Source organism: Alteromonas sp. KUL42 (assembly GCF_006538325.1).
Classification (GTDB): domain Bacteria; phylum Pseudomonadota; class Gammaproteobacteria; order Enterobacterales; family Alteromonadaceae; genus Alteromonas.
Map to the genome: position 1 here is coordinate 39,384 of NZ_BJKK01000001.1, position 22,183 is coordinate 61,566.

21 protein-coding genes are annotated in these 22,183 nt (G+C 42.7%); 13 read left to right on the plus strand and 8 right to left on the minus strand.

Features of this window, described 5'->3' with window-relative positions; translation table 11 throughout:
• The first annotated feature begins 397 nt into the window (after positions 1–397).
• Positions 398–685 carry a lasso peptide biosynthesis PqqD family chaperone gene (locus tag EYR97_RS00140; RefSeq protein WP_131091839.1) on the plus strand — a complete coding sequence of 96 codons (288 nt, stop codon included), beginning with the start codon at positions 398–400 and terminating at the stop codon, positions 683–685.
• Between the two features lie 342 nt (positions 686–1,027).
• Positions 1,028–2,167, plus strand: a complete 1,140-nt coding sequence (locus EYR97_RS00145; RefSeq protein WP_131091840.1) for an HD domain-containing phosphohydrolase — start codon at positions 1,028–1,030, stop codon at positions 2,165–2,167.
• A 141-nt stretch (positions 2,168–2,308) separates the two neighbouring features.
• On the opposite strand, the gene glnG is transcribed toward EYR97_RS00145, so the two are convergent.
• The 4 genes from glnG to glnA all read right to left on the minus strand — a co-directional run bounded on the left by glnG (position 2,309) and on the right by glnA (position 7,059).
• Positions 2,309–3,718: a nitrogen regulation protein NR(I) gene (gene glnG / locus EYR97_RS00150; RefSeq protein WP_131091841.1), complete on the minus strand. Its 1,410-nt coding sequence runs from the start codon at positions 3,716–3,718 to the stop codon at positions 2,309–2,311.
• Complete coding sequence (glnL, locus tag EYR97_RS00155) at positions 3,708–4,793, minus strand: nitrogen regulation protein NR(II) (protein ID WP_131091842.1); 1,086 nt, start codon at positions 4,791–4,793, stop codon at positions 3,708–3,710. Before glnL ends, glnG begins: the two co-directional genes overlap by 11 nt.
• A 129-nt stretch (positions 4,794–4,922) precedes the next feature.
• Positions 4,923–5,537, minus strand: coding sequence for a DUF4124 domain-containing protein (locus EYR97_RS00160; protein ID WP_242634816.1), 615 nt, complete (start codon positions 5,535–5,537; stop codon positions 4,923–4,925).
• A gap of 112 nt (positions 5,538–5,649) precedes the next feature.
• Complete coding sequence (glnA, locus tag EYR97_RS00165; RefSeq protein ID WP_131091843.1) at positions 5,650–7,059, minus strand: glutamate--ammonia ligase; 1,410 nt, start codon at positions 7,057–7,059, stop codon at positions 5,650–5,652.
• Between the two features lie 458 nt (positions 7,060–7,517).
• On the opposite strand from glnA, the gene typA reads away from it, so the two are divergent.
• The 3 genes from typA (at position 7,518) to EYR97_RS00180 (ending at position 11,250) form a co-directional block, all read left to right on the plus strand.
• A complete protein-coding gene (typA, locus tag EYR97_RS00170) occupies positions 7,518–9,347 on the plus strand; it encodes a translational GTPase TypA (RefSeq protein WP_131091844.1) in 1,830 nt (609 codons plus the stop codon).
• 229 nt (positions 9,348–9,576) lie between these two features.
• The gene (locus EYR97_RS00175) at positions 9,577–9,966 is read left to right on the plus strand and encodes a response regulator (protein ID WP_258313176.1); all 390 of its coding nucleotides are present in this window, start codon (positions 9,577–9,579) and stop codon (positions 9,964–9,966) included.
• Positions 9,967–10,089: 123 nt separating this feature from the next.
• Complete coding sequence (locus tag EYR97_RS00180) at positions 10,090–11,250, plus strand: MalY/PatB family protein (RefSeq protein WP_131091845.1); 1,161 nt, start codon at positions 10,090–10,092, stop codon at positions 11,248–11,250.
• 186 nt (positions 11,251–11,436) lie between these two features.
• On the opposite strand, the gene EYR97_RS00185 is transcribed toward EYR97_RS00180, so the two are convergent.
• Positions 11,437–12,633, minus strand: a complete 1,197-nt coding sequence (locus tag EYR97_RS00185; protein ID WP_131091846.1) for an Nramp family divalent metal transporter — start codon at positions 12,631–12,633, stop codon at positions 11,437–11,439.
• Positions 12,634–12,788: 155 nt separating this feature from the next.
• Between EYR97_RS00185 and EYR97_RS00190 the strand changes: the two genes are divergently transcribed.
• Positions 12,789–13,247, plus strand: coding sequence for a UPF0149 family protein (locus EYR97_RS00190; RefSeq protein WP_307722601.1), 459 nt, complete (start codon positions 12,789–12,791; stop codon positions 13,245–13,247).
• A gap of 53 nt (positions 13,248–13,300) precedes the next feature.
• A complete protein-coding gene (locus EYR97_RS22585) occupies positions 13,301–13,462 on the plus strand; it encodes a hypothetical protein (protein WP_307722602.1) in 162 nt (53 codons plus the stop codon).
• A gap of 58 nt (positions 13,463–13,520) precedes the next feature.
• Here EYR97_RS22585 and EYR97_RS00195 read toward each other — a convergent pair whose 3' ends face one another.
• The 3 genes from EYR97_RS00195 to EYR97_RS00205 form a co-directional block, all read right to left on the minus strand.
• Positions 13,521–13,715 carry a hypothetical protein gene (locus EYR97_RS00195; RefSeq protein WP_131091847.1) on the minus strand — a complete coding sequence of 65 codons (195 nt, stop codon included), beginning with the start codon at positions 13,713–13,715 and terminating at the stop codon, positions 13,521–13,523.
• Between the two features lie 181 nt (positions 13,716–13,896).
• The gene (locus tag EYR97_RS00200; protein ID WP_131091848.1) at positions 13,897–14,325 is read right to left on the minus strand and encodes a CopD family protein; all 429 of its coding nucleotides are present in this window, start codon (positions 14,323–14,325) and stop codon (positions 13,897–13,899) included.
• Between the two features lies 1 nt (position 14,326).
• Positions 14,327–16,003 (minus strand): chloride channel protein, encoded by a 1,677-nt coding sequence (locus tag EYR97_RS00205; RefSeq protein WP_131091849.1) that lies wholly within the window; start codon positions 16,001–16,003, stop codon positions 14,327–14,329.
• A gap of 196 nt (positions 16,004–16,199) precedes the next feature.
• On the opposite strand from EYR97_RS00205, the gene EYR97_RS00210 reads away from it, so the two are divergent.
• From EYR97_RS00210 to EYR97_RS00235, 6 genes are all read left to right on the plus strand, one after another.
• A complete protein-coding gene (locus EYR97_RS00210; RefSeq protein WP_131091850.1) occupies positions 16,200–16,907 on the plus strand; it encodes a DUF6776 family protein in 708 nt (235 codons plus the stop codon).
• 182 nt (positions 16,908–17,089) lie between these two features.
• On the plus strand, positions 17,090–17,866 hold the full coding sequence (minC, locus tag EYR97_RS00215) for a septum site-determining protein MinC (protein WP_131091851.1): 777 nt from the start codon (positions 17,090–17,092) through the stop codon (positions 17,864–17,866).
• Positions 17,867–17,957: 91 nt separating this feature from the next.
• Positions 17,958–18,767, plus strand: a complete 810-nt coding sequence (gene minD, locus EYR97_RS00220) for a septum site-determining protein MinD (RefSeq protein ID WP_131091852.1) — start codon at positions 17,958–17,960, stop codon at positions 18,765–18,767.
• Entirely contained in the window at positions 18,767–19,024 is a 258-nt protein-coding gene (gene minE / locus EYR97_RS00225) for a cell division topological specificity factor MinE (protein ID WP_131091853.1), read from the plus strand. Before minD ends, minE begins: the two co-directional genes overlap by 1 nt.
• Before the next feature lie 213 nt (positions 19,025–19,237).
• Entirely contained in the window at positions 19,238–20,707 is a 1,470-nt protein-coding gene (locus EYR97_RS00230) for a sensor histidine kinase (RefSeq protein ID WP_131091854.1), read from the plus strand.
• Complete coding sequence (locus EYR97_RS00235) at positions 20,704–22,176, plus strand: sigma-54 dependent transcriptional regulator (protein WP_131091855.1); 1,473 nt, start codon at positions 20,704–20,706, stop codon at positions 22,174–22,176. Before EYR97_RS00230 ends, EYR97_RS00235 begins: the two co-directional genes overlap by 4 nt.
• The last annotated feature ends 7 nt before the right edge of the window (positions 22,177–22,183 follow it).

The window sequence follows — 22,183 nt, forward strand, 5'->3', positions numbered from 1 at the left end:
ATGAATTACCTTATTGGCATGACTTTTTTTCACCAAAAAGCTCTGCTCTCTCTCGTCGTTTGATGAGTGATAAGTCATTCTTTGAAAGGCAAATGCAGAGCTATGGTGTTCCGATAGTCCCTAGTTTGTTCACTACGAGGAAAGGGGAGAAGCTTTTAAAAAGCGATCTATTCATTGGGATGTCGTTATTCAGTGAACAGTAATTGGCCGCAGTCATCATGTTTTTTATATAAGGTTTGGTATGTTGCTGCTTGGGGAACACGCCATAGATACTGCTCATACTTTACATTAAGCCTAATGGAAATATGTCTTACTAATTTTTAGTTTTGAATTACTTTAATGCAGACTATACACTACATCGCATATATACAAACCAACGTTTTATAGAGATGTAATTATGCAAGCCCCAATTGGAAAGACCTCTTTAATAACAAAAAACCAAGATATAGTAGATGCTTCAATTGATGGCGAAACCGTTATGATGAGTTTAGAAAATGGTGAATACTATGGGCTTGACCCCATAGCAAGTATGATATGGGATTCATTGCATACTCCTTTGACCGTTGATGGTCTCATCGATACTCTGATGAGTGAGTATGAGGTGAGCCCTGAAACATGCTTGAAGGATGTGTTGGCATTCTTGGAGTCTCTACGACAACACAATTTAATTTCAGTTGAAGCGTAGAGTGGTTCAATATCTGTCGCTCTAATCTTAATCTGGATGCATTTTTTTGATGGAAAGTCATTGAAATTATAAAACTTAACGCGGATTGGTTAATCTTCTTGGTAAACCTACAATCGTTATCATTTCACACAGCAGGCAGCGTTCAACCCATTTCGATTAAGAGATAGTTTTGGGAAATTGATTTTATCGCCTTTAGTATGAGGACATTTCGCCGATACCCAATTACAATCATCCATAGGCTATAATTGGAAAACCGCGATTAATACGCGCTTGTCTTAAAGAAATTCGTAAATTAAAGGTCGATAGACCCAATTTAAGCGAATATAACACTCGGTAGAATCTATGCAGACATTTACTCCTGAAGACCTTGAAGATGATATTCTTAATGACCTAATGGAGGAAATTAATGAACTCTACGAGGCCAGTGAACAAACGCTTATCGAGTTGGAATTACGTCCTGAGGACAATGAATTGCAGCGAGCGTTGTTTCGTTCTATTCATACGATTAAGGGCGATCTAGGGTTAGTCAACTTCTCGCCCATGATCCCATTGCTTCAGCATGTAGAGGATTTGCTCGATTACCTGCGAAAAGGGCAGGTAGCCTACACCAGCACAATGAGTGATTTGGTGTTGCAAACTATGGATAGAGTAAAAGCGTTTGTTGAGCGTGTAATGGCTGAAGGAAAGGCCGAATATGATGAAGAACTCCACAAGCACCTCGTTTTAGCCATAGGTAGAATTCGACCAGACAACAGTGCAGAGCATGAACAACGACTTACCGAAGCGGTTTTGTTGTTAAACCCATCGCTTGACGTTATTACCGACAGTGACAATCCTCAGAGTGTACAAATTAAGCCGCCTGCACTGTCTTCTACGGGGATACCTAAAGATATTAGCAGTGAGAAAAAACAAGACATTTTGTTTTTTCGAGATTTAATGCAAACCATTGAACGACGCTCAAACTTTTGGGGCGGCAGAGGCGATCGCATTGCTAAACTCGCTATGTATATTAACGATGTTGCGGGCAATCCAGTGGATGAAGATCAATTAGCCGTAGCAAGTTATGTTCACGATTTTGGTATGGCGTTTATGCCACTAAAGGTATTGCATAAAGGTGATGCCCTTAGTGATATCGAATTCAATCTTATGCGTTCTCACGTGTATAAGAGTGCGCGGTTGTTGGAGCACTTGGACCAGTGGGATATGGCAAGAAAGATTGTTATGCAGCATCACGAGCGAACAGATGGAACTGGGTATCCTTTGGGTATCAAGGAAGACGACATTTGCGATGGGGCAAAACTACTTGCCATCGTCGATACTTATGACGCAATGACACATCCTCGCGCACATAATCAAGATAACGTGTTATCTAAAAAAGATGCGGTTATTGAAATTAACCGAAGTGCTAAAGGTCAATTTAGCATGAAATGGGTTCGCCACTTTAACCAAGGTATGACTGCATTGCTAACAAAAGGTCACTAATTCGTACAATGTCAATGAAGGCTGTTTAACCAGATGGGTTGAATGATTTTCTAAGCTATTAACAAAAAACGAAAGAGCAACCACTTAGGTTGCTCTTTGTCGTTTTACTATTTAAGCCGAGTTAAGTACAAACTCAGGTAATTAGTTCACACCCAGCTCTTTGAGTTTGCGGGTTAATGTATTTCGACCCCAGCCTAATCGCTTAGCGGCATCTTGCTTGTGACCATGCGTATGAAAAAGCGCGCGCTCTAACATTACCCGTTCAAAGGTGAGCATGGCGTCATTAAGAATATTGTGATGACCATCTCGCAATTGTTTGTCTGTCCAAGAAGCCAATAAATCTGGCCAGTCTCCAGCCTCAGCAGGGGGTTTTTCTATGCTACTGTCACTGTGTATTTCCGGTGGTAAATCGCTCGGCAATACCTCTTGACCACTTGCCATAACAGTAAGCCAGCGACATACGTTTTCCAGTTGCCTAACATTCCCAGGCCACGGTAATTGTGACATTACTCGTTCCGCTTCTTTAGAAATACTCTTCGCTTCTACGTCTAATTCTTTTGCCGCTCTTCTGAGGAAATGGCGTGTTAATAGTGGAATATCTTCACGGCGTTCAGATAACGAGGGGAGGTGAACGCGAATAACATTCAGCCGGTGAAATAAGTCTTCACGAAACTTACCTTCAGCAACTCGCTTCTCTAAGTTTTGGTGCGTCGCGGCAATGATGCGTACATCAACGCTTACTGACTGATGTCCACCAACGCGATAAAATTGTCCGTCCGCTAAAACCCGCAATAAACGCGTTTGAACGTCTAGAGGCATATCGCCTATTTCATCTAAAAACAGAGTTCCGCCATCTGCCTGTTCAAACCGACCTTGTCTGGCAGCTTGTGCTCCGGTAAATGCCCCTTTTTCATGACCAAATAACTCAGACTCAACCAAATCGGCCGGAATAGCGGCCATGTTCAACGCGATGAACGGCTTGCTGGCTCTTGGGCTGTGTCTATGCAACGCCTGAGCTACGAGCTCTTTACCTGTACCTGACTGACCATTGATCAACACGCTTATTGATGAGCGTGAAAGACGCCCAATTGCACGAAATACTTCCTGCATTGCAGGCGCCTCACCAATGATTTCAGTCACTGTATCATCTGGCTGTACTTTCGATGCAGTTGATTGTTCTCTGGCATGGGCAATCGCGCGCTGCGTTAAGGTGACAGCCTCGTCGATATCAAAGGGTTTTGGTAAGTACTCAAACGCCCCTTTTTGATAGGCATTCACTGCACTGTCTAAGTCACTATGCGCGGTCATTATAATAACCGGTAATAGAGGGTGTGATGCGTGCACTTCATTTAACAATGCCATGCCGTCCATTTGCGGCATTCTTATGTCTGAGATAATCACTTCCGGAGCTTGGCCGCTTTGCAGTTGAAGTAACAAATCTTCAGGATTTTCAAAGCTTAAACAACTTATATCAGCTGCTTGCAAGGCCTTTTGCAGCACCCAACGAATAGAACTGTCATCATCGACAATCCATACCGACTCATTCGTCATCGTCTGTCTCCTTACGATCTATTGGAATGTAAATTACAAATTCAGTATGTCCCGGGTAGCTATCAACATCTATTTTGCCCCCGTGGTGGTTTATTAATGTTTGTGAAATGGATAACCCTAAACCAGAACCATTTTGCTTGCTGGTAACCATAGGATAAAAAAGCGTATCTTTAATTTCAGGCGGAATTCCCGGTCCATTGTCGATGATCTTAATTTTAGCTACTAGCGCATGACGTTTAGTTTGAATTGTCATTTGCCGTTCTATTCGGGTAACAAGTCGAATTTCAGGGTTTGGGGTTTGGCTATCGATAAGCGCTTGCACGCTATTTCTGATGATATTTAGCACCGCCTGTTGAATCATGTCAGGGTCGAGCATTATAGGTGGAATACTCGGGTCGTAATCGCGCACAATAGTAATGCGATTTTCTGAGTCGACTCGCATCAAACTGCGCACTTTTTCAAGTGCCTGATGTACATTGCCTAATTCAAAACGAGGCAAAGAATTAGGGCCGAGTAGCCGGTCAACTAAGTTGCGCAATCTATCTGACTGCTCAATGATCATCTGCGTGAATTCTTTGAGCTCTTCGTTAAGCTCTTTTTCCAGCAACTGTGCAGCGCCGCGAATTCCCCCCAATGGGTTTTTAATTTCATGGGCTAGGCCACGAATGAGTTCTCGCGCAGCATAGTGTTGTGCATTTTGTAGGTTTTCTCTGGATATGCGCTTTTGCTGATCAATCTTCTTAACTTCAAACAACAAACGAGGACTATTATCGATATGTAAATTGGTAACTGTCAGGTCTGCCGACACATACCGATTATCGCGAAATGCCAGTTTAATTTCGTTTTCAGTAAAGTCTTCACCTTTTCTAATTGCGGCTTTCAGTCGTGTCGATTCAATAGTGCCAGGCAAAAAGAAGTCTTGTAGTGGATGACCAATAAGTTGCTTAAGCCCTGTTTCAAACAGTGCTTCCCCTGCATGGTTGGCATAAACAATCGTCAACTTACTGTCTACCATCACCAAAGCAGTATTTAAACTATTGATCAGTTGCTGTGTTTCTAACTCGGTAGATTGCATCCGAGCTTATCTCCTCTGCACCATAATTGTGCATTGTAGTGTGCTATACGCATTCTGGCGAATGAAGTTTTTTCTAAAAACTTATGCTGAACCGCGTTGGTGCGCCTAGGGTACTTGCGTTGCACGCTATTAGTTATTAATTAACGCCGATGCCTGATGTAGGTAAAGGGTCTGAGTAGGAGACGATGCAAGAGTCTTGCCCGTATTGTTAATTAGCTCAACTTTAAAGGTATGTGCCCCACGATGGATACCATTTAGCTTAAAAACACCGGAGCTATTGCTAGCATATGGGGCATCATCAAAAACCAAGCGGTAGATTGATGCTTTTGATGCACCAGATTGTGTCGCTTTAATGGCAATTTCCCCTAAATTGTTGCGAATAGTGGCTTCGGGTTCTGGACTTTGAATAGTCACTCGGTAATCGCGTTTAGGCTCAGTGGTAGTTTGCTTTGGTAAAATAGTAGGCGTAGGAGCGGAGTCGACAACATTTTGTGTCTTTATATCAAATGTCATTGGCTCTGCATTATCTGAAGGCTTGTCGGTAAAGGTTATGGTGCCATCAGCAGCAATGACTTTGTATATTTGGGCTGGCTTTGCTTTAGTTTGCGTATTGGTTGCAGTAACAACGAGTGGCGGGGGAGGCGGTGTCTTTGGAGTAACGGTTTGGGCGAATACATAAGTAGAAGCAAGACCATACGCAAGCGTAGATAATAAAAGTGAAAATTGTCTTGATGCAGTACGCATAGTCTTTCTCTTTCGCCTTAATGAGCCATAATCATTAATATTAGTGAAACCACAGACATAAAAAAACGCCCGCAAAGCGGGCTTCCGTATGAATCATTATACAGAGTGCAAATTACACGCTGTAGTACATGTCAAACTCAACTGGGTGAGTTGTCATGTTAAGTTTCGTTACTTCTTCAGACTTAAGGTCGATGTAAGCATCGATCATGTCGTCAGTCATTACGCCACCAGCAGTTAGGAAGTCACGGTCGTTATCAAGTGCTTCAAGCGCCATTTCTAGCGAGCTTGCAACAGTTGGGATTTCTGCTGCTTCTTCAGCTGGTAGGTCATACAAGTCTTTGTCCATAGCATCGCCAGGATGGATCTTGTTTTTAATACCGTCGATACCTGCCATAAGCATTGCACTGAACGCTAGGTAAGGGTTTGCTGTTGGGTCAGGGAAACGTACTTCAATACGACGCGCTTTATCGCTAGTTACGTGAGGAATACGAATTGACGCAGAACGGTTACGTGCAGAGTACGCAAGCATTACTGGTGCTTCAAATCCTGGTACAAGACGCTTGTACGAGTTTGTTGACGCGTTAGCAAATGCGTTGATAGCACGCGCGTGCTTGATGATACCGCCAATGTAGAATAATGCTTCTTCAGACAGACCTGCGTACTTATCACCAGCAAAGATGTTTACGCCATCTTTAGAGATTGATTGGTGGCAGTGCATACCAGAACCGTTGTCACCAACAAGTGGCTTAGGCATGAAGGTTGCTGTTTGACCGTAAGCATGTGCTACGTTGTGAACAACATATTTATAAATCTGAATTTCATCAGCTTTTTTCACTAGCGTGTTGAATTGGCATGCAATTTCGTTTTGGCCAGCGGTCGCTACTTCGTGGTGGTGCGCTTCAATAACAAGGCCCATCTCTTCCATAACTAAACACATTGCAGCGCGGATATCGTGTGCTGAATCTACAGGTGGAACTGGAAAGTAACCGCCTTTAACGCCTGGGCGGTGCGCCATGTTGCCACCTTCGAACTCTTCTCCAGAGTTCCATTTCGCTTCTGCTGAATCGATTTTGTAGAACGAGCCCGCCATGTCAGTGTGGAAACGCACGTCGTCAAAAAGGAAAAACTCTGGCTCTGGGCCGAAGAAACACGTGTCACCGATACCTGTTGTTTTAAGGTATTCTTCTGCGCGACGAGCAACAGAACGTGGGTCACGCTCATAACCTTCCATTGTAGATGGTTCACAAACATCACAACGAATATTAACTTGCGTTTCTTCTGCAAAAGGATCAACTACGCAGCTGTCTGCGTCTGGAAGAAGAACCATGTCTGACTCGTTAATGCCTTTCCAACCGGCAATTGAAGAGCCATCAAACATTTTACCTTCTTCAAAGAATTCTTCATCAACAACGCTCGCAGGAATCGATACGTGTTGTTCTTTACCTTTAGTATCGGTAAAACGTAAATCTACAAACTTCGCTTCACTTTCTTTAATCAGCTCTAATGCCTTTTCTACTGACATCGTGTCCTCCAGGTTTAATGTAAAAATGCGGGATGATCAGCTTCACCCCAACAGTGAAAAATGTGGAAGCGATTATCATGCCATCTATATAACTGCCGTATTCTGTGGCATTGCAAGACGAACACTATCCTTCTTTAAATATATTTGCACTATATTGGTGCTTTATTGCACCAGTGTGGTGATTGGTGCAACGTTTAAACTTGTTTAGACTAGGTCACTTTATCAGCATTTGCCACTTCGGATAGCTTTTTGTTCACTATTGAACATGTTGTGATTAAGCTCTCGCTTTTGCTAAACTAAAATTTCTTTTCACCAATGAAAAAAAGATGCGCAAACGTCGTGGTTTTTCTGTACAATCCGCGCAAATTTCTCTATCTGCATTTTTTTGCAACAAATCTAGTGCATATTTGTTCGTTAAGAATTGAATAGGCATCGATTTATACAGGCTCTATATAAGCATGAATACCACTGATATTAGTAAATTGCGTAACATCGCAATCATCGCCCACGTTGACCACGGTAAAACAACCCTGGTAGACAAACTGTTACAGCAGTCTGGCACCCTTGAAACTCGAGGTGAGCAAGAAGAGCGCGTAATGGACTCGAACGACATCGAGAAAGAGCGTGGCATTACCATCCTTGCGAAGAACACAGCAATTAACTGGAACGACTACCGTATTAATATCGTAGATACTCCTGGACACGCTGATTTCGGTGGTGAGGTAGAGCGCGTAATGTCAATGGCTGACTCTGTTCTTCTCCTTGTAGATGCGCAGGAAGGCCCAATGCCGCAAACCCGCTTCGTGACTCAAAAAGCATTTGCTCAAGGCCTTAAGCCAATTGTTGTTATCAACAAAATTGACAAGCCAGGTGCTCGCCCTGATTGGGTAATTGACCAAGTATTCGATCTTTTCGACAACTTAGGTGCAACAGATGAGCAACTGGATTTCCAAGTAGTTTACGCATCTGCACTTAACGGTTGGGCATCATTAGATGCTGATACTAAAGAAGATGACATGACGTCATTGTTTCAAACTATTGTTGATCAAGTATCTCCACCAGATGCTGACATCGATGGTGCATTCCAGATGCAGATTTCGCAGCTTGATTACAACTCATACGTAGGCGTTATTGGTGTTGGCCGTGTTAAGCGTGGTTCGGTTAAGCCTAACCAGCAAGTAACTGTTGTTACCGCTGATGGCAAAAAGCGCAATGGTAAAGTTGGTCTAGTATACGGTTACCTTGGTCTTGCTCGTCATGAAGTTGAATCTGCTCATGCGGGTGACATTATTGCAATTACAGGTCTAGGTGAACTTAAGATTTCTGACACGATTTGTGACGTGAATACAGTAGAAGCGCTACCTCCACTTTCCGTAGATGAGCCTACAGTAACCATGACGTTCCAAGTTAATACCTCTCCGTTTGCAGGTAAAGAAGGTAAATACGTAACATCACGTAATATCCTTGAACGCTTGAAAGATGAATTGGTACACAACGTTGCACTTCGCGTTGAAGAAACACAAGATCCTGATAAGTTCCGCGTATCAGGACGTGGTGAGCTTCATTTGGGTATTCTTATCGAGAATATGCGTCGCGAAGGTTACGAGCTTGCCGTATCACGTCCAGAAGTAATTCTTAAAGAAGTGGATGGCGAAACACAAGAGCCGTTTGAAACATTGACTATTGACTGTGAAGAGCAGCATCAGGGGTCAATTATGGAGCAATTAGGTATCCGCAAAGCGGAAATGACTGATATGTCTCCAGATGGTAAAGGTCGTGTACGTATCGACTTTATCATTCCAAGTCGTGGTTTAATTGGCTTCCAAACTGAATTTATGACAATGACATCAGGTTCTGGCTTGCTTTACCATACGTTTGACCATTACGGCCCATATAAAGGTGGCGTTATTGGTAAGCGCAAAAACGGTGTTCTTATTGCCAACGCTAATGGTAAAGCACTAACCAACGCTTTATTTAACTTACAAGAACGCGGCCGCTTATTCATTGGTCACGGTGTTGAAGTATATGAAGGTATGGTTATTGGTATTCACAGCCGTGACAACGACCTTACTGTAAACGCACTTAAAGGTAAGCAATTAACAAACGTTCGTGCATCTGGTACTGATGAAGCGCAAACCTTGGTTCCACCAATCAAGATGTCGCTTGAGCAAGCACTAGAGTTTATCGATGATGACGAGTTGGTAGAAGTGACTCCTGAGTCAATTCGTATTCGTAAGAAGTTGCTTACTGAAAACGACCGCAAGCGTGCATCTCGTGCACCTAAATAAGCGAAGACGTTAGGTTTATTGCTCAAAAAATGCCAACATTTGTTGGCATTTTTTTTGCCACTTATATTGCCTTACTAGTAGGAACCGACGAAGAAGGTGGTGAAAGTTAGCTAATCTGACTATGCTCTAATTGTTGTTTTAGAAGTATAGTGTTTGTTTCTTGAGTAATGTAGCCATAGTGCCGCGAGTACTGTATCTAGCAGAATGTTATTTGGCATGATAGGGGGGTGTGGTGTTTTCTGTCGCCGTAGTTGAGGACGATCTAATTACATTAGACTTAATTGTTCACACGTTGGAAAAGCAACTTGATGCTACCGTTTATGCTTTCAGTCGCAGTAAATTAGCGCATGAGTTCTTTTTACAGCAATCGAATGATTCGCTGAATTTAATTATTAGCGACCAGTTTATGTGTGATTACGATGGTTTAAGTTTGTTGAAAGTTTGTCGTTCAGTGGGACTCGATGTCCCCTTTTTACTAATTACTGCAGATCCTAACAAGGAGCTAGTGGTTAAAGCGCGAAGTATGCGGGTAAGTGGCTTTTTGGCAAAGCCCCTTAATATGCAGGAGCTTGTTCAAAAGGCCAAAGATCTGATTTTCATAAAGAATAATGCAAGTTGATGGAAAAGAACTACATTCCCTAATTAAGTTCATTTTGATATAGACATTTGAATTTTTGACCTAGTTTCTTTACGCGTAAACTTCTACACTGTTGTCCAAATGCAATAAGTTATAGGACATCCAGTGAGCGCGCTATTCGACAACACTCCACCAAGAAAGAATACTTACTCTTTTAAATGGCAAAAGTACCAAGGAAAAGACATCATTCCCGCTTGGGTAGCTGACACGGAATTTCGTTGTGCTCAGCCCATTTTGGATACTCTCAGTGCACAAATTGAACATGGCAATATGGGGTATATTTTGCCAGCCCATCACCAAGGTGCAATTAATGCCGTAGTTCGCTGGCTTAAAGATAAACATAACTGGGATATTGACCCGTCGTGGCTAGTGTGGACACCAGGTGTAGTACCTGCTTTTAATGTGGCGTGTAAAGCCTATTGTGAGGCTGGCGATAAAGTACTCATACAAACACCAAACTACCCGCCATTGTTGGCAGCGCCAAAATTAAACGGCCTTGAACGTGTAGATATCGGCACGGTAATCGAGACAAGTCAAGATAACAATGGAAACACAGTTCAAAGATATACTATCGACTTTGAAGCGTTAGAGCGTGAAGCCGCCGATCCCAAATGTAAACTGTTTATCTTGTGTAATCCAATGAACCCGGTGGGATCGGTACTAACACAAAGCGAAATAGACAGAATTGCCGCTATTTGTAATAAAAACAACGTGACCCTGTGTTCCGATGAAATACACTGTGATCTGATTTTAGAGCCGGGTAAATCACATATTCCAGCTGGCAGAGAAGCCGCGTTAGCAGAAAATAGCATTACCCTAATGGCGGCCAGTAAAACCTTTAACGTAGCTGGATTAGGTACGTCATTCGCTATCATACCTAATGCCAAACTGCGTCAGGCGTTTACCTCTGCTGCCGCAGGTATTGTTCCTTGGGTGACGGTATTAGGGCTTGCTGCAACCGAAGCTGCTTTTACGTTATGTGATGATTGGCATCAGGCTCAGCTCAGTTATTTGCGTGAAAACAGAAACAAAGTTTTCAATGCAATTAATCAAATTGAAGGCTTAAATATGTTGAAAGCGGATGCGACTTTTTTAGCATGGGTTGATGCAAGTGGGTTAAATGTCGACAACGTACTAAATTGGGCCGAAGAAAAAGGCGTGGGACCTTCACCCGGCGTAGACTTTCACAAGGCAGACCATTTTAGAATTAACTTTGGATGCAGTAGCGCCATGCTTGATGATATTTTGTCACGACTGGCTAAATAGTACAGCTCAAGCCCCTATGCTTTTTGTGTTAGGCGCATTGTTGCTTAATACAAAAAGCCAATATTGCCCCTCACTTTGCTGTTACTGGCTTATTTGGGGCACCAAACAGAACCAGTAACATCTTGCGATAGGCAATATTGACCGTCAACACGCTCTAGTAGGCTCTAGAGAGAGCAAACCACAAAACTAGCTAACAAGACCGAACAGCTTATACCCACCTAGACCCACAACGGTAGCCACAACAATGGCTCCGGCAATATTGCTTTTCCATGTGTTTTTGAATTCGCCTAGCGCGCTACTTTTATTCATTACCACCATAAGGAAAATGGCAATGATAGGCAGCAGTAGTGCATTAGTAGCCTGTGCAAATAGGATAGCGGGAAGAGGTTTAAACCCTAATGCAGCAACACTCACCCCAACCAAAATAATAGCCAACCACACAGTTTTAAAAGGTTTACTTTGCATATTATCTGACAAGCCTAATGAACCGGTTACGGCGTATGCGGCCGCAAGGGGAGCGGTAATAGCACTTGTTAAGCCTGCGGCGAACAAACCTAACGCAAAAAACCATTGCGCTTGCTCACCTAATACAGGTTTAAGCTGTTCACCCATGTTGGATGCGTTTATGGTGGCGGCTTGATTGAAGAAAGCCATCATGGCTGTTGCCATAATAATAAGCGTTATCAGACCTCCCATACTTATGGCTTTGGCAGATTGGTTTCGACAAGCTTGGACGGCATGGTGCTTGTCTTGTCCTTTTGAGGCATTTGCCACTAGGCTGGCGTGTAAAAATAGGTTGTACGGCACTATGGTGGTGCCAATTAATGCAAGTACTGTTGTAATGGTATCGATACTGAGTATTGGTGATGTAAGCTGAGCGAACATGGCGGCTATGTCGGGCTTTGCCACTAATAAAGTGACGAAAAATACGCCAGCCATTATAAACACCAAATAGACAAGGACAGTTTCAATCCATTTGTAGCTACCTGACCACAATAACGCTATCGCTAGAGCGCCTAGAATGCTTGCCCAAGGGCCAATACCAATACTGATAAACGAATCAAGCCCGATAGCTGCACCGGTTAAATTACCCGACTCGTAGGCTGCATTACCTATACCAATAGCGCTAATAATTAATAAGATAAAAACGTTCTTTAGCCAAGGCTTTCCTGTCATGCTTCTCATCGCATTGGCTAACCCTTGACCACTGGCGACGCCAAGCCGTGCTGCCATGTCTTGCAATACAATAGTGGCAAATATGGAAAATAATAATGCCCATACAAGGTGGAAACCAAAGTTTGCTCCGGCCAAACTTGCGGTAGTAACGGTTCCGGGGCCGATAAAGGCGGCCGCGATAATAAATCCTGATTTATCTTTTGCCATTGCAACGACTCTTAGTTAACTTTTGCTATGATGACAATAGGTTGGAGAGAGTGCAACTCACTCTTAAGATGGTTGGCGAAATCAAATAAAAAGCGTAAAAATGCCAGCTTATAAATGACAGCCCATAGAAGGCAGAGATTAAATAGGACATAGTAATGACCCAAACGTTGCCCATAGACATCATTAACAAAGCACTAGAGAATGCAACGTTTAAGGATGTGCTCCCATCGGTGTCACAAATTGACGGAATGATTTTCGCGGTGGCTGCTTCCCCCGAAATCCCAATGCCAGAACAATGGATGCCCTGGCTCGTTCAAAATAGCGCAAGCCACCTCGTTGATAAGGACGTAGATAAACTGGCCGATGCATTAATGAATGGTTTACGAGAGCATTTAGATTTTATGCGCAAAGGTGGCTGCGCTCTATCTGATGAAATTCTTGTTCCTGTAGAATCAGCATCAGGTTTTCGTCCTTGTCCAGATTTAGTGCAGTGGTTAAATGGCTTACTTCAAGTACACAAACAGGTCGAGCCCGTTTGGCAAAACGCGTGGGAACATTTATCGAAAAAACTAATAAAGCAAACGAGGTTTCAGCTAGCGAATCGCCAGAAATAAGGCTAACTCGGTGTCTTCGGCTTTTTTCTACGCTGGCGAATGTCGACTTAGCCATGAGTAGTCGAAGCGCAACGAAAGCTCAAATGTTGCAAGAAAATATTACCAGTCTTATCAAACAACTACCGGCTATTCTAGTTGAGTACACAACGCTTGCTGGTGAATTGGCAGCGGCGTTGCCCAACCAATTTGAAACCTTCGCAAAAGCCCCACAGTAGTAGAAGCAGTTAAAGTAACGTCTACATCAGCATACACTAATGATCTAGTGCATAAGCATTAGCGCTTATGCTGTCTATTCTGATGACGGGCAGTTATTGCATGTTTAAGAGAAGCGGTATAGCAATCGAGCTCGTGTTTTGCCTGTTCATATTGTTCATTTAGGTTTAATGAGCCTGGATCATTCATCAATGCTTTGAAGGCAATATCTGTTTGCTTGAGCAAATGTTTTAAATGCTGACTTGTATCATCCATGTGTATTCCTTTATCGTTGAGTATTGGATCCCGATCAATACCTCTAAGCTCGGCGTTTATTAATGAGCTACATCCACATTTATAGCTCTGCTTAAAGCAAGAGCTATAACAAAACCTGCAGCAAAATTTGTGCTTTCCCTTCTTTGCTAAATCAGCATAGGATATTTTTTGACTTCTTTTTTTACAAAGGCTTCACTACTGCTAAGCACACAATGGCAAGAATGAGTAACACAGGCGCTTCATTCAAAATGCGATAAAAGCGTGGTGTATGCCTGTTTTCATCACGAGCAAATTGCTTCAGTAATTTAAATAAATAGAAGTGATATCCGTAAACCGCAAGTAAAAGTAGTAATTTAATGTGTAGCCAGGCCGACATTTTGAACCAGGTTGCGCCATAACTCACGATGAGCGCAATGCCAAATACCAGCGTTAATAACGCAAAAGGTGTAACGAAAAGCCACAAACGGCGCTCCATGACTTTAAATTCATCTTTGACAACCTGAGATGTCGTTGAGGCATGATAGACAAACAAGCGCGGCAGATAAAAAATTCCCGCCATCCACGCAAGCATGAAAAAGATGTGAAGTGCCTTAAACCATAAAATGTACATATTAATATTGTGCCTTTTGTAAGAAGCTTTGAAGGATATTCCACGTAATCACGCCAATAATATCGTTAAGCTCCTGATCGTAAATATAAACTGCGCCTGAACGTGTATTCTTAAGGTGCTCATACACCTCATGAAGGGTAGACTGGGCGTTAATCCCCTCCATATCGTAATAACTCAGTGCAGTTGAGTCGTGATCTAGACTCACATTGTATTGGACCAGTTTATACTGCACATCTATTTCAAATTTTGATTGCTGGACAACAATTGTTGTCGGGTTTTTCTCTAAAAAATCAGACAAGGCTTTTTCTGGCGCATCATGGAATAACTTGTATTCGGTATTCATTGCAGCGAGAACACCTGTTTTTTCAAGCGCTTCGCGGATGGAAGAAATCGCGTAAGGCAAATTTTGATAGTCGAGTTGCCGAATAAAGATGGAGCGGTTACCAAAAAACTGTGTTGAGGTAACATAAGCAGGCACGATAACAAGCATAGCGGGTAGTATGATTTGTGGGCTGTAAGACAACTCCATAACAGCAGATAAAGCCGCCAGTGGCGCATGGAGTACCGCTGTTAACATGCCAGCTATACCAAGTAGCGCAAAACTACTCGTGAAATTAGGTATGTCTATGAAGTAAGTCAGCGGCAGTAAAAGTACCGCACCTGCCAGCATACCAATTACCATTACTGGGCCAATGATACCGCCGGGGATCCCCAAACCAATTGCAAATACAGCCAGTACAACTTTGAACACTAAGGTAGATACGAGAAGCAATGTACCAGGAGAACTGTCAAATAAATGCTCTACATCGACAAAACTTGCCCCAAGCGCCTCAGGGATAAACATGCCAATAACCCCAGTAATTGCCGCCGCTAAGATTAAACGCCACACCATAGAGACGGGGCGAAACCAGGTCATAACCCGCATCAGTTGACTGTTAAAAAGCACCGCCAACATACCCAATAGTATGCCAAGGAGAACCAAGTAAAAGTACATCCACTGGCTAAATGCATTAAAAGATAAAAATGACAGTTCGTTCACTTCACCAAACACAATGCGTGTGAGCACAGAGCCACAGGCTGCGGCTAGCATGATAGGAACGAAAATATGGATTTTATATTCCCGTAGCACTACTTCCATAACGAAGATAACGGCCGCAAAGGGCGTATTGAAAGAGGCTGATATACCTGCTGCAATTCCACAACCAGCTAAAATACGAATACTGTTATAGGGTAGTCTTAGCCATTGGCCTAAAAAGCTGCTGCCAGAAGCGCCTAAATGAACAGAGGGGCCTTCGCGGCCAACAACAAAACCGCCCGCTAGCGCAAGCATACCGCCAAAAAATTGGTTTATTGTCGTGCGAAAAGGAATATGACCGTAGTAGTACTTAACGCGATGTATTACAAAGGGAATACCGAGCCGGTAGTGTTTAAAGCCAGTTAAAAACGCGACGAATAGTATAAGCCCCACACTAAGTGAAGGTAGCACCAACCAAACTAGCCACTCTTGGGGGAGCAAAGATTGAAGCGTTGTTATACCGGTGACTTGTAACCATTCCACACACAAACGAAAGAGTATGATGATCAATGCAGCGCAGGTACCGCCGACGATGCCCAATAAACACAATTGCACTGATGTGCGTGGGTGAGCTACTTCCTCTCTTAAAGCCTGCAAGCGCATGATGTGATACAGTAGTGGTGACGTATCGGAAAGCTTACCATAAACACTTAAATTTCATAATGTTTAGCGTATTTACATCGATGACTTTTTTCTCGAAGTTGAAAAGCATTCCAAAACGTTGAAAACAACTGCAGTTCTTTGTTGTCTATCACTTTCCTTGAATTGATAGACATTGGTTTATTTTGAAGTATTAACAATGACAGCGGATCAAATAAAAAAACAATTGGGAAATCACAAGTGGTCAATACTTGTAGCCTTCATCATGTTAGTCATGGTTGGTTTTGGTTATAAATTAGCGCGTATTGTGGATGAAGGGCAAAGTCGCCAATTACAAGCGCACAAAGAATCTATTGCCATTTTATCTGATGAGAACAATGCGCTAATCACCCAAGTTAACCAATTAGAGGTGGCGTTAGTGTTGGCCAAAGGGGAAACCCAAGAGTTAGTGAAAAAGTTGGCTGAGCAACGAAAGGAATTCGATGCGCAACAAGAGTTATTGACCTTTTACGAGCGCGTTGTGGCACCCGAAAAATCGGAAGAAATACTCGCCATTGAAGGTGTTGAATTATCTGCACTTGACCAAAACCGCTATCAACTGCGAATGGTATTGCTGCAATCTCGCGAGCAAAAAGCCGTGATTAATGGCAATCTGTCTGTAGCAATTAAGGGCCAAATCGAAGGTAAGTCTGTTACTTTGCACTCAAGCAACGATGAATTGGAATTAGAAGATATCAAGTATCGCTTTCGGTTTTTTCAAGCAGTTACCGTCGAACTCTCGTTGCCTCAAAATTTTACCCCTCAAGACATTGCGTTTTCTACAACGGTTTATCAATACAAAACACGCAAAAGTGCATATGACGTGGCTTTTCCTTGGCATGATGTACTAAATACTGGTTTGGAGTAAGGTTAACTCAAAAATACCTTGTATTGGCATGCTCTTCGCTTAGTTCTTCGTTTAATTACGCACTTAGTTATGCTTAATAGTTGCTGTAAAGGGGAATTTTGATACAGTGGCGCTTAAAGTGGCTGAAAGATGCCGTGTATATAGGCTTTGTTTAAGTTTTTAGGCCTTTTCGGGAAGAACAGATGACAGAAACGTGCTTTCGCATGAAAGGTACAACACTGACCAGTATTGTACTTGAAGTAGTAGATTTTAAACCCAATGAATTTGAGTCACAGCTTGCGCAAAAGCTCGCTACCGCACCACACTTTTTTACTCGGTCTTCGCTAATCTTACATCTTCTAAAGCCAATGTCTGACTCTGAATTTACTGCTCTGGTTGCGCTTTGCAGAAAATTACAGTTGCAGCCGATGGCTGTTAAGGGAGAAGTTGGAGAGCTAAAACCCGTTATTAATGAACTGGGCTTAGCTGACGTTAGCCAAAGTAAATTTACTGATAGTGTATTGAAATCGCAACACAACGACACTACATCCCGCGAGCAAACGCAAAGTAATGAAAGCGAGCAGTCTGATAGCAAGAAAGAAACGCCGCATTCCTCTGCCGATAAAGTACAGATAATACCGACTCGAGAGTTGAAACCCGCCAAGGTTATTTCCCGCCCTGTGCGCTCTGGTCAACAAGTTTACGCGGAAGGTAGTGATTTAGTGATTACCGCATCTGTCAGCGAGGGCGCAGAGCTACTAGCCGATGGCAATATCCATGTTTATGGAACACTAAGGGGGAGAGCGTTAGCTGGCGTTAAAGGCAATACCAATGCGCGGGTATTTTGTCAGTCGCTTGATGCTGAACTTATCTCAATTGCCGGGCAATTTATTCTGCACGACGCAATTAAAAGCGAATGCTGGAAAAAACCAGCACAAATATATTTAGAAGACACATTACGCATAGTACCACTGGTATAAACGATTAAATAAAAAGTGTGCAGGATAAGCCAGTACGCTCTAATAACTCAGTCTATCGTAGGCGTAGTGTAGAAAATTTAGGAAAAAATTAATGGCAAAAATTATCGTTGTTACGTCAGGAAAAGGTGGAGTGGGTAAAACCACATCAAGTGCAGCAATTAGTACAGGCCTTGCGTTAGCTGGGCACAAAACGGTGGTAATCGATTTCGATGTAGGCCTTAGAAATTTAGATTTGATCATGGGCTGTGAACGTCGCGTAGTTTATGATTTTGTAAACGTAATCAATAAAGAAGCAACGTTAAAACAAGCGCTTATAAAAGATAAACGCAACGACAAGTTGTTTATTCTGCCTGCTTCTCAAACCCGTGACAAAGACGCATTAACTGTTGATGGTGTTCAAGCTGTACTTGATGAACTGAAGAAGGACTTTGACTTTATCATTTGTGACTCTCCTGCAGGTATCGAGCAAGGTGCACAAATGGCACTGTATTTCGCCGATGAGGCCATTGTTGTGACGAACCCAGAAGTATCGTCAGTGCGCGACTCAGACCGTATATTGGGTATTCTACAAAGCAAGTCAATGAAGGCAGAGAAGGGCGAGTCAGTTAAAGAACATTTATTGTTAACTCGATATAACCCATCACGTGTAGAAAGCGCGGAAATGTTAAGCGTGGCAGACGTGGAAGAAATTTTAGCCATACCGCTTTTGGGTGTTATTCCTGAGTCAGAAGCGGTGCTAAAAGCGTCAAACCAAGGCCTACCTGTTATTCTTGACCAAGAAGCAAGCGCTGGCCAAGCATATTCTGATGCAGTAAAACGCTTGTTGGGCGAGACTGTGGAACATCGTTTCTTGGAAGCGGAGAAGAAAGGGTTCTTCAAACGCTTGTTAGGAGGGAAATAATGGGAATTTTTGATTTGCTCAAGAAGAAGCAAAAAGCAAGTTCTGCTGCTGTAGCAAAAGAGCGTTTGCAAATTATCGTGGCCCACGAACGAAAAAAGCGTTCTGAGCCTGATTATCTACCTATGATGCAGCAAGAGATTATTCAGGTTATTCGCAAATATGTAACGATTGCTGATGATCAGGTGTCGGTTCAATTGGACAATAACGACGATTGCAGTGTACTAGAGCTAAACGTTACGCTACCTGACCGGCAGTAATCCAATAACTGCTCTTCACAAACAATACAGTGGAAGTCACTTTCACTGTATTGTCTCTTCCTGCGACTCCTTCTAATTGCATCTATGTGGCCAAATCATGGTGGAATTGTTCATAAACTGCGTATATTTAACGTTATACGTAAGAAGTATATACAAACTTCCATTCTCTTCTAAACTCTAAGTATTATCGTATGGTCATGTTGGGTGACTTGAGTGAAGCGACAGTATGAGCAAGAGATAGCACTTCTTAAAAGACGCCTTAATCGAGAAACGAAGGCGCGAAAACTTGCTGAGCGAATGCTTGATGATTATTCACAACAAGCATTTCTTGCCAATGAAACTCTCAGAAAGGCCGTGGCAACGGTTGAAGAAAAGCAGCTGGAGATAGAGTTTTTCGTTAAATCTACGGAAGAGTCAACCAGCGCTGAGAGTCACTTAACATTGGTAGAGTCACTGCTAGAGCTATGCGCAACATTCACCGACGCTAGTTACGCTGCGTGTTTTTTAAGTAAAGATGGCAACCTCACTTCCACGCCGACCATAATAAGAAACAAAGAAAACAGAGTTAGTCAGCTGGATGTCACTAACGTATTACCACTGTCTACCACACACCTATTGTCAGCATGGTGTATTCAGGAATTCATACCATCAAATAATGGCAGAGAACCAAGCTGGTTAGTGTATTGTAACTTTCATTATGCTGAGAATGTCGATGGTTGGTTGGTTATGCTAATTGATTCTGAGCTCATCGATGAAGAGAAACTTCACGCGCTGGATGCCCATATTGCTCAGCTAAGGCACAGTCTAGATAAGCTCAACAACGATAAGCTTAGAAAATTAGAAATGAAAGTGATTGATGACCTTAAAGGTCAGCTTTCAACAGCGCGTAAGCAGTTAGTGGTAACCGATAGGATGGCATCGCTAGGGGTATTGGCCAGTGGTGTCGCGCACGAAATAAATAATCCATTAGCCTTTATTTCTGCAAATAATAAATACCTTAAAAGAGCGTTAGTCCCGGCAATCGAAGGGTTGAAGAAACTTGTCGTTGCACTTGACGGTTCTGTCTTTGCCAAATTGGTGGAATCAAACCACTTGCTCAAACTTGAAGAGACCATTATCGAGGTTCTACAAGATAATACAGAGGGCATAGATAGGCTCAGTAAAATTAGCGACAGCTTAAGAACATTTGTCCACAGCAGTGTGGATGAGCATACGGTGATTGACTTAAATAAAGTGGTTAAAGATGTACTTAAGGTTGCCGCATTTAGTAAAAAATACACAAAAGATGTTTCTGTTCAGACGTTAGAGAGTCCAGCATTAGTCAATGCCAATAGCCGAGAGATTGAGCAAGTCTTATTAAACATTGTGATAAATGCTTTGCATGCAACAGAGAACCACGGTGATGTAAGTATGGCTGTGAAAGATGAAAATTATGCGTTTTCTATTGAGGTAAAAGACAGTGGTATAGGCATTCCCAAAGAGAATCTAGAGAAAATATTTTCACCCTTTTATACCACGAAGGGGGTAGGGGAAGGGACAGGGCTGGGACTTGCAATTTCAAAAAGCATTATAGATGCACATGATGGTGTCTTGAAGGTTGAGTCTACTGAAAATGTGGGAACGTGTTTTTCTATATTGCTTCCCAAAGCGAGTGAGAAACAAAACATGGGGGTAATTCAATGAGTGAAACTTTAGATATATTGCTCGTTGATGATGATGCTGCAGTTCAAAGAGCGCTGAAGCGAACCCTTGATTGTTTGTTAGTTGCCAACATTGATACTGCCAGCAGTGGAGAGGAAGGCCTGGAAAAGTGCCAAGACAAAGTATACGACATTGTAATCAGTGATCTTAGCATGCCAGGTATGAATGGCACCGAGTTCTTGAAGCGTTTAATACAAATTGCTCCAGAAACCATTCGGATAATGTTGACTGCACACGGTGACGCTGAGCAGGTACTAGATGCTATTAACGAAGCGAAAGTGTGGAGCTATTTGAAAAAACCATGGAATGACAGACGCTTAGAAATGGTGATTGGACAGGCAGTTACCATGCGCAAAACCCTGATTGAACGCAGTGTACTTAAAGTTGCGTTGCAAAAGGCTGAGTCGAGGATAAAGCGCGCAGTTGAAGGATTTATTGGCGAATCAGGTGCGTTAAAAAATGTTTATTCGGTGATACAAAAGGCTGCGCCTAGCCAAGCTTCAGTATTTATTACTGGCGAGAGCGGTGTAGGGAAAGAAGTTGCTGCCAATGCCATTCATAATCTTAGCAAGCGCAAAGGAGGTAACTTTGTTGCGCTCAACTGTGCTGCTATTCCCTCGGAACTTATGGAGTCTGAAATATTTGGCCACGTGAAAGGCGCATTTTCTGGAGCGATATCGAATAGAGATGGCGCGGCAACACAAGCGGATAACGGTACGTTATTTCTGGATGAACTCGGTGAAATGGATATGAGTTTACAGGCCAAGATCCTGCGTTTTATTCAAACGGGCACCTTTCAGCGTGTGGGGTCTGGCAAACTTGAAAAAGTAAATGTCAGGTTTGTTGCTGCAACTAATCGTAATCCTTTGGATGCGATAAAAAGCGGGCATCTGCGTGAAGATTTATTTTATCGATTAAACGTGATTGCGTTGCATTTACCTCCTTTAAGAGAAAGAGGGGACGATGTCCTATTGTTGGCAAATCATTTCTTGCATGCCTTTATGTCTGAAGAGAATAAGATTTTTTCAGGTTTTTCTGATGACGCTAAACTACTGCTGCGCAAATTCTCTTGGCCGGGCAATGTACGTCAACTTCAAAACTTGATCCACAGTTGTGTTGTAATGAACGAAGGGCCTTTACTTACCGCTAGTATGCTGTCATCTCAATTACCTATTCAAGATGAATTGATACAAGCATCTGTTCCTGCAAATCAAACGGGAAATATACCTCTAACATCTGCGCCAGTCTCTACCACTACTGGGGTGTGTCCGAATGAAACTATTGAGCAGGTGGCAGCCTTGCAAGAAGATGGTGTTATTAAAACCTTAGCCGACATAGAGCGAAAAGCGATTGAAGACGCAATAACCTATTTTGAAGACAACGTTGTGAAAGCTGCTAATGCATTAGGTGTCAGCCCATCGACTTTGTACAGAAAAATTCAGCAATGGTAATTCAAAT

Coding starts and splice junctions, on each gene's coding strand:
- glnL (WP_131091842.1), bottom strand. CDS start 4,793: ATGCAATCTACCGAGTTAGAAACACAGCAACTGATCAATAGTTTAAAT.
- EYR97_RS00145 (WP_131091840.1), top strand. CDS start 1,028: ATGCAGACATTTACTCCTGAAGACCTTGAAGATGATATTCTTAATGAC.
- minC (WP_131091851.1), top strand. CDS start 17,090: ATGACAGAAACGTGCTTTCGCATGAAAGGTACAACACTGACCAGTATT.
- EYR97_RS00140 (WP_131091839.1), top strand. CDS start 398: ATGCAAGCCCCAATTGGAAAGACCTCTTTAATAACAAAAAACCAAGAT.
- EYR97_RS00185 (WP_131091846.1), bottom strand. CDS start 12,633: ATGGCAAAAGATAAATCAGGATTTATTATCGCGGCCGCCTTTATCGGC.
- EYR97_RS00195 (WP_131091847.1), bottom strand. CDS start 13,715: ATGGATGATACAAGTCAGCATTTAAAACATTTGCTCAAGCAAACAGAT.
- glnG (WP_131091841.1), bottom strand. CDS start 3,718: ATGACGAATGAGTCGGTATGGATTGTCGATGATGACAGTTCTATTCGT.
- glnA (WP_131091843.1), bottom strand. CDS start 7,059: ATGTCAGTAGAAAAGGCATTAGAGCTGATTAAAGAAAGTGAAGCGAAG.
- EYR97_RS00190 (WP_307722601.1), top strand. CDS start 12,789: ATGACCCAAACGTTGCCCATAGACATCATTAACAAAGCACTAGAGAAT.
- EYR97_RS00205 (WP_131091849.1), bottom strand. CDS start 16,003: ATGCGCTTGCAGGCTTTAAGAGAGGAAGTAGCTCACCCACGCACATCA.
- EYR97_RS00160 (WP_242634816.1), bottom strand. CDS start 5,537: ATGCGTACTGCATCAAGACAATTTTCACTTTTATTATCTACGCTTGCG.
- EYR97_RS22585 (WP_307722602.1), top strand. CDS start 13,301: ATGAGTAGTCGAAGCGCAACGAAAGCTCAAATGTTGCAAGAAAATATT.
- minD (WP_131091852.1), top strand. CDS start 17,958: ATGGCAAAAATTATCGTTGTTACGTCAGGAAAAGGTGGAGTGGGTAAA.
- typA (WP_131091844.1), top strand. CDS start 7,518: ATGAATACCACTGATATTAGTAAATTGCGTAACATCGCAATCATCGCC.
- EYR97_RS00210 (WP_131091850.1), top strand. CDS start 16,200: ATGACAGCGGATCAAATAAAAAAACAATTGGGAAATCACAAGTGGTCA.
- EYR97_RS00235 (WP_131091855.1), top strand. CDS start 20,704: ATGAGTGAAACTTTAGATATATTGCTCGTTGATGATGATGCTGCAGTT.
- EYR97_RS00200 (WP_131091848.1), bottom strand. CDS start 14,325: ATGTACATTTTATGGTTTAAGGCACTTCACATCTTTTTCATGCTTGCG.
- minE (WP_131091853.1), top strand. CDS start 18,767: ATGGGAATTTTTGATTTGCTCAAGAAGAAGCAAAAAGCAAGTTCTGCT.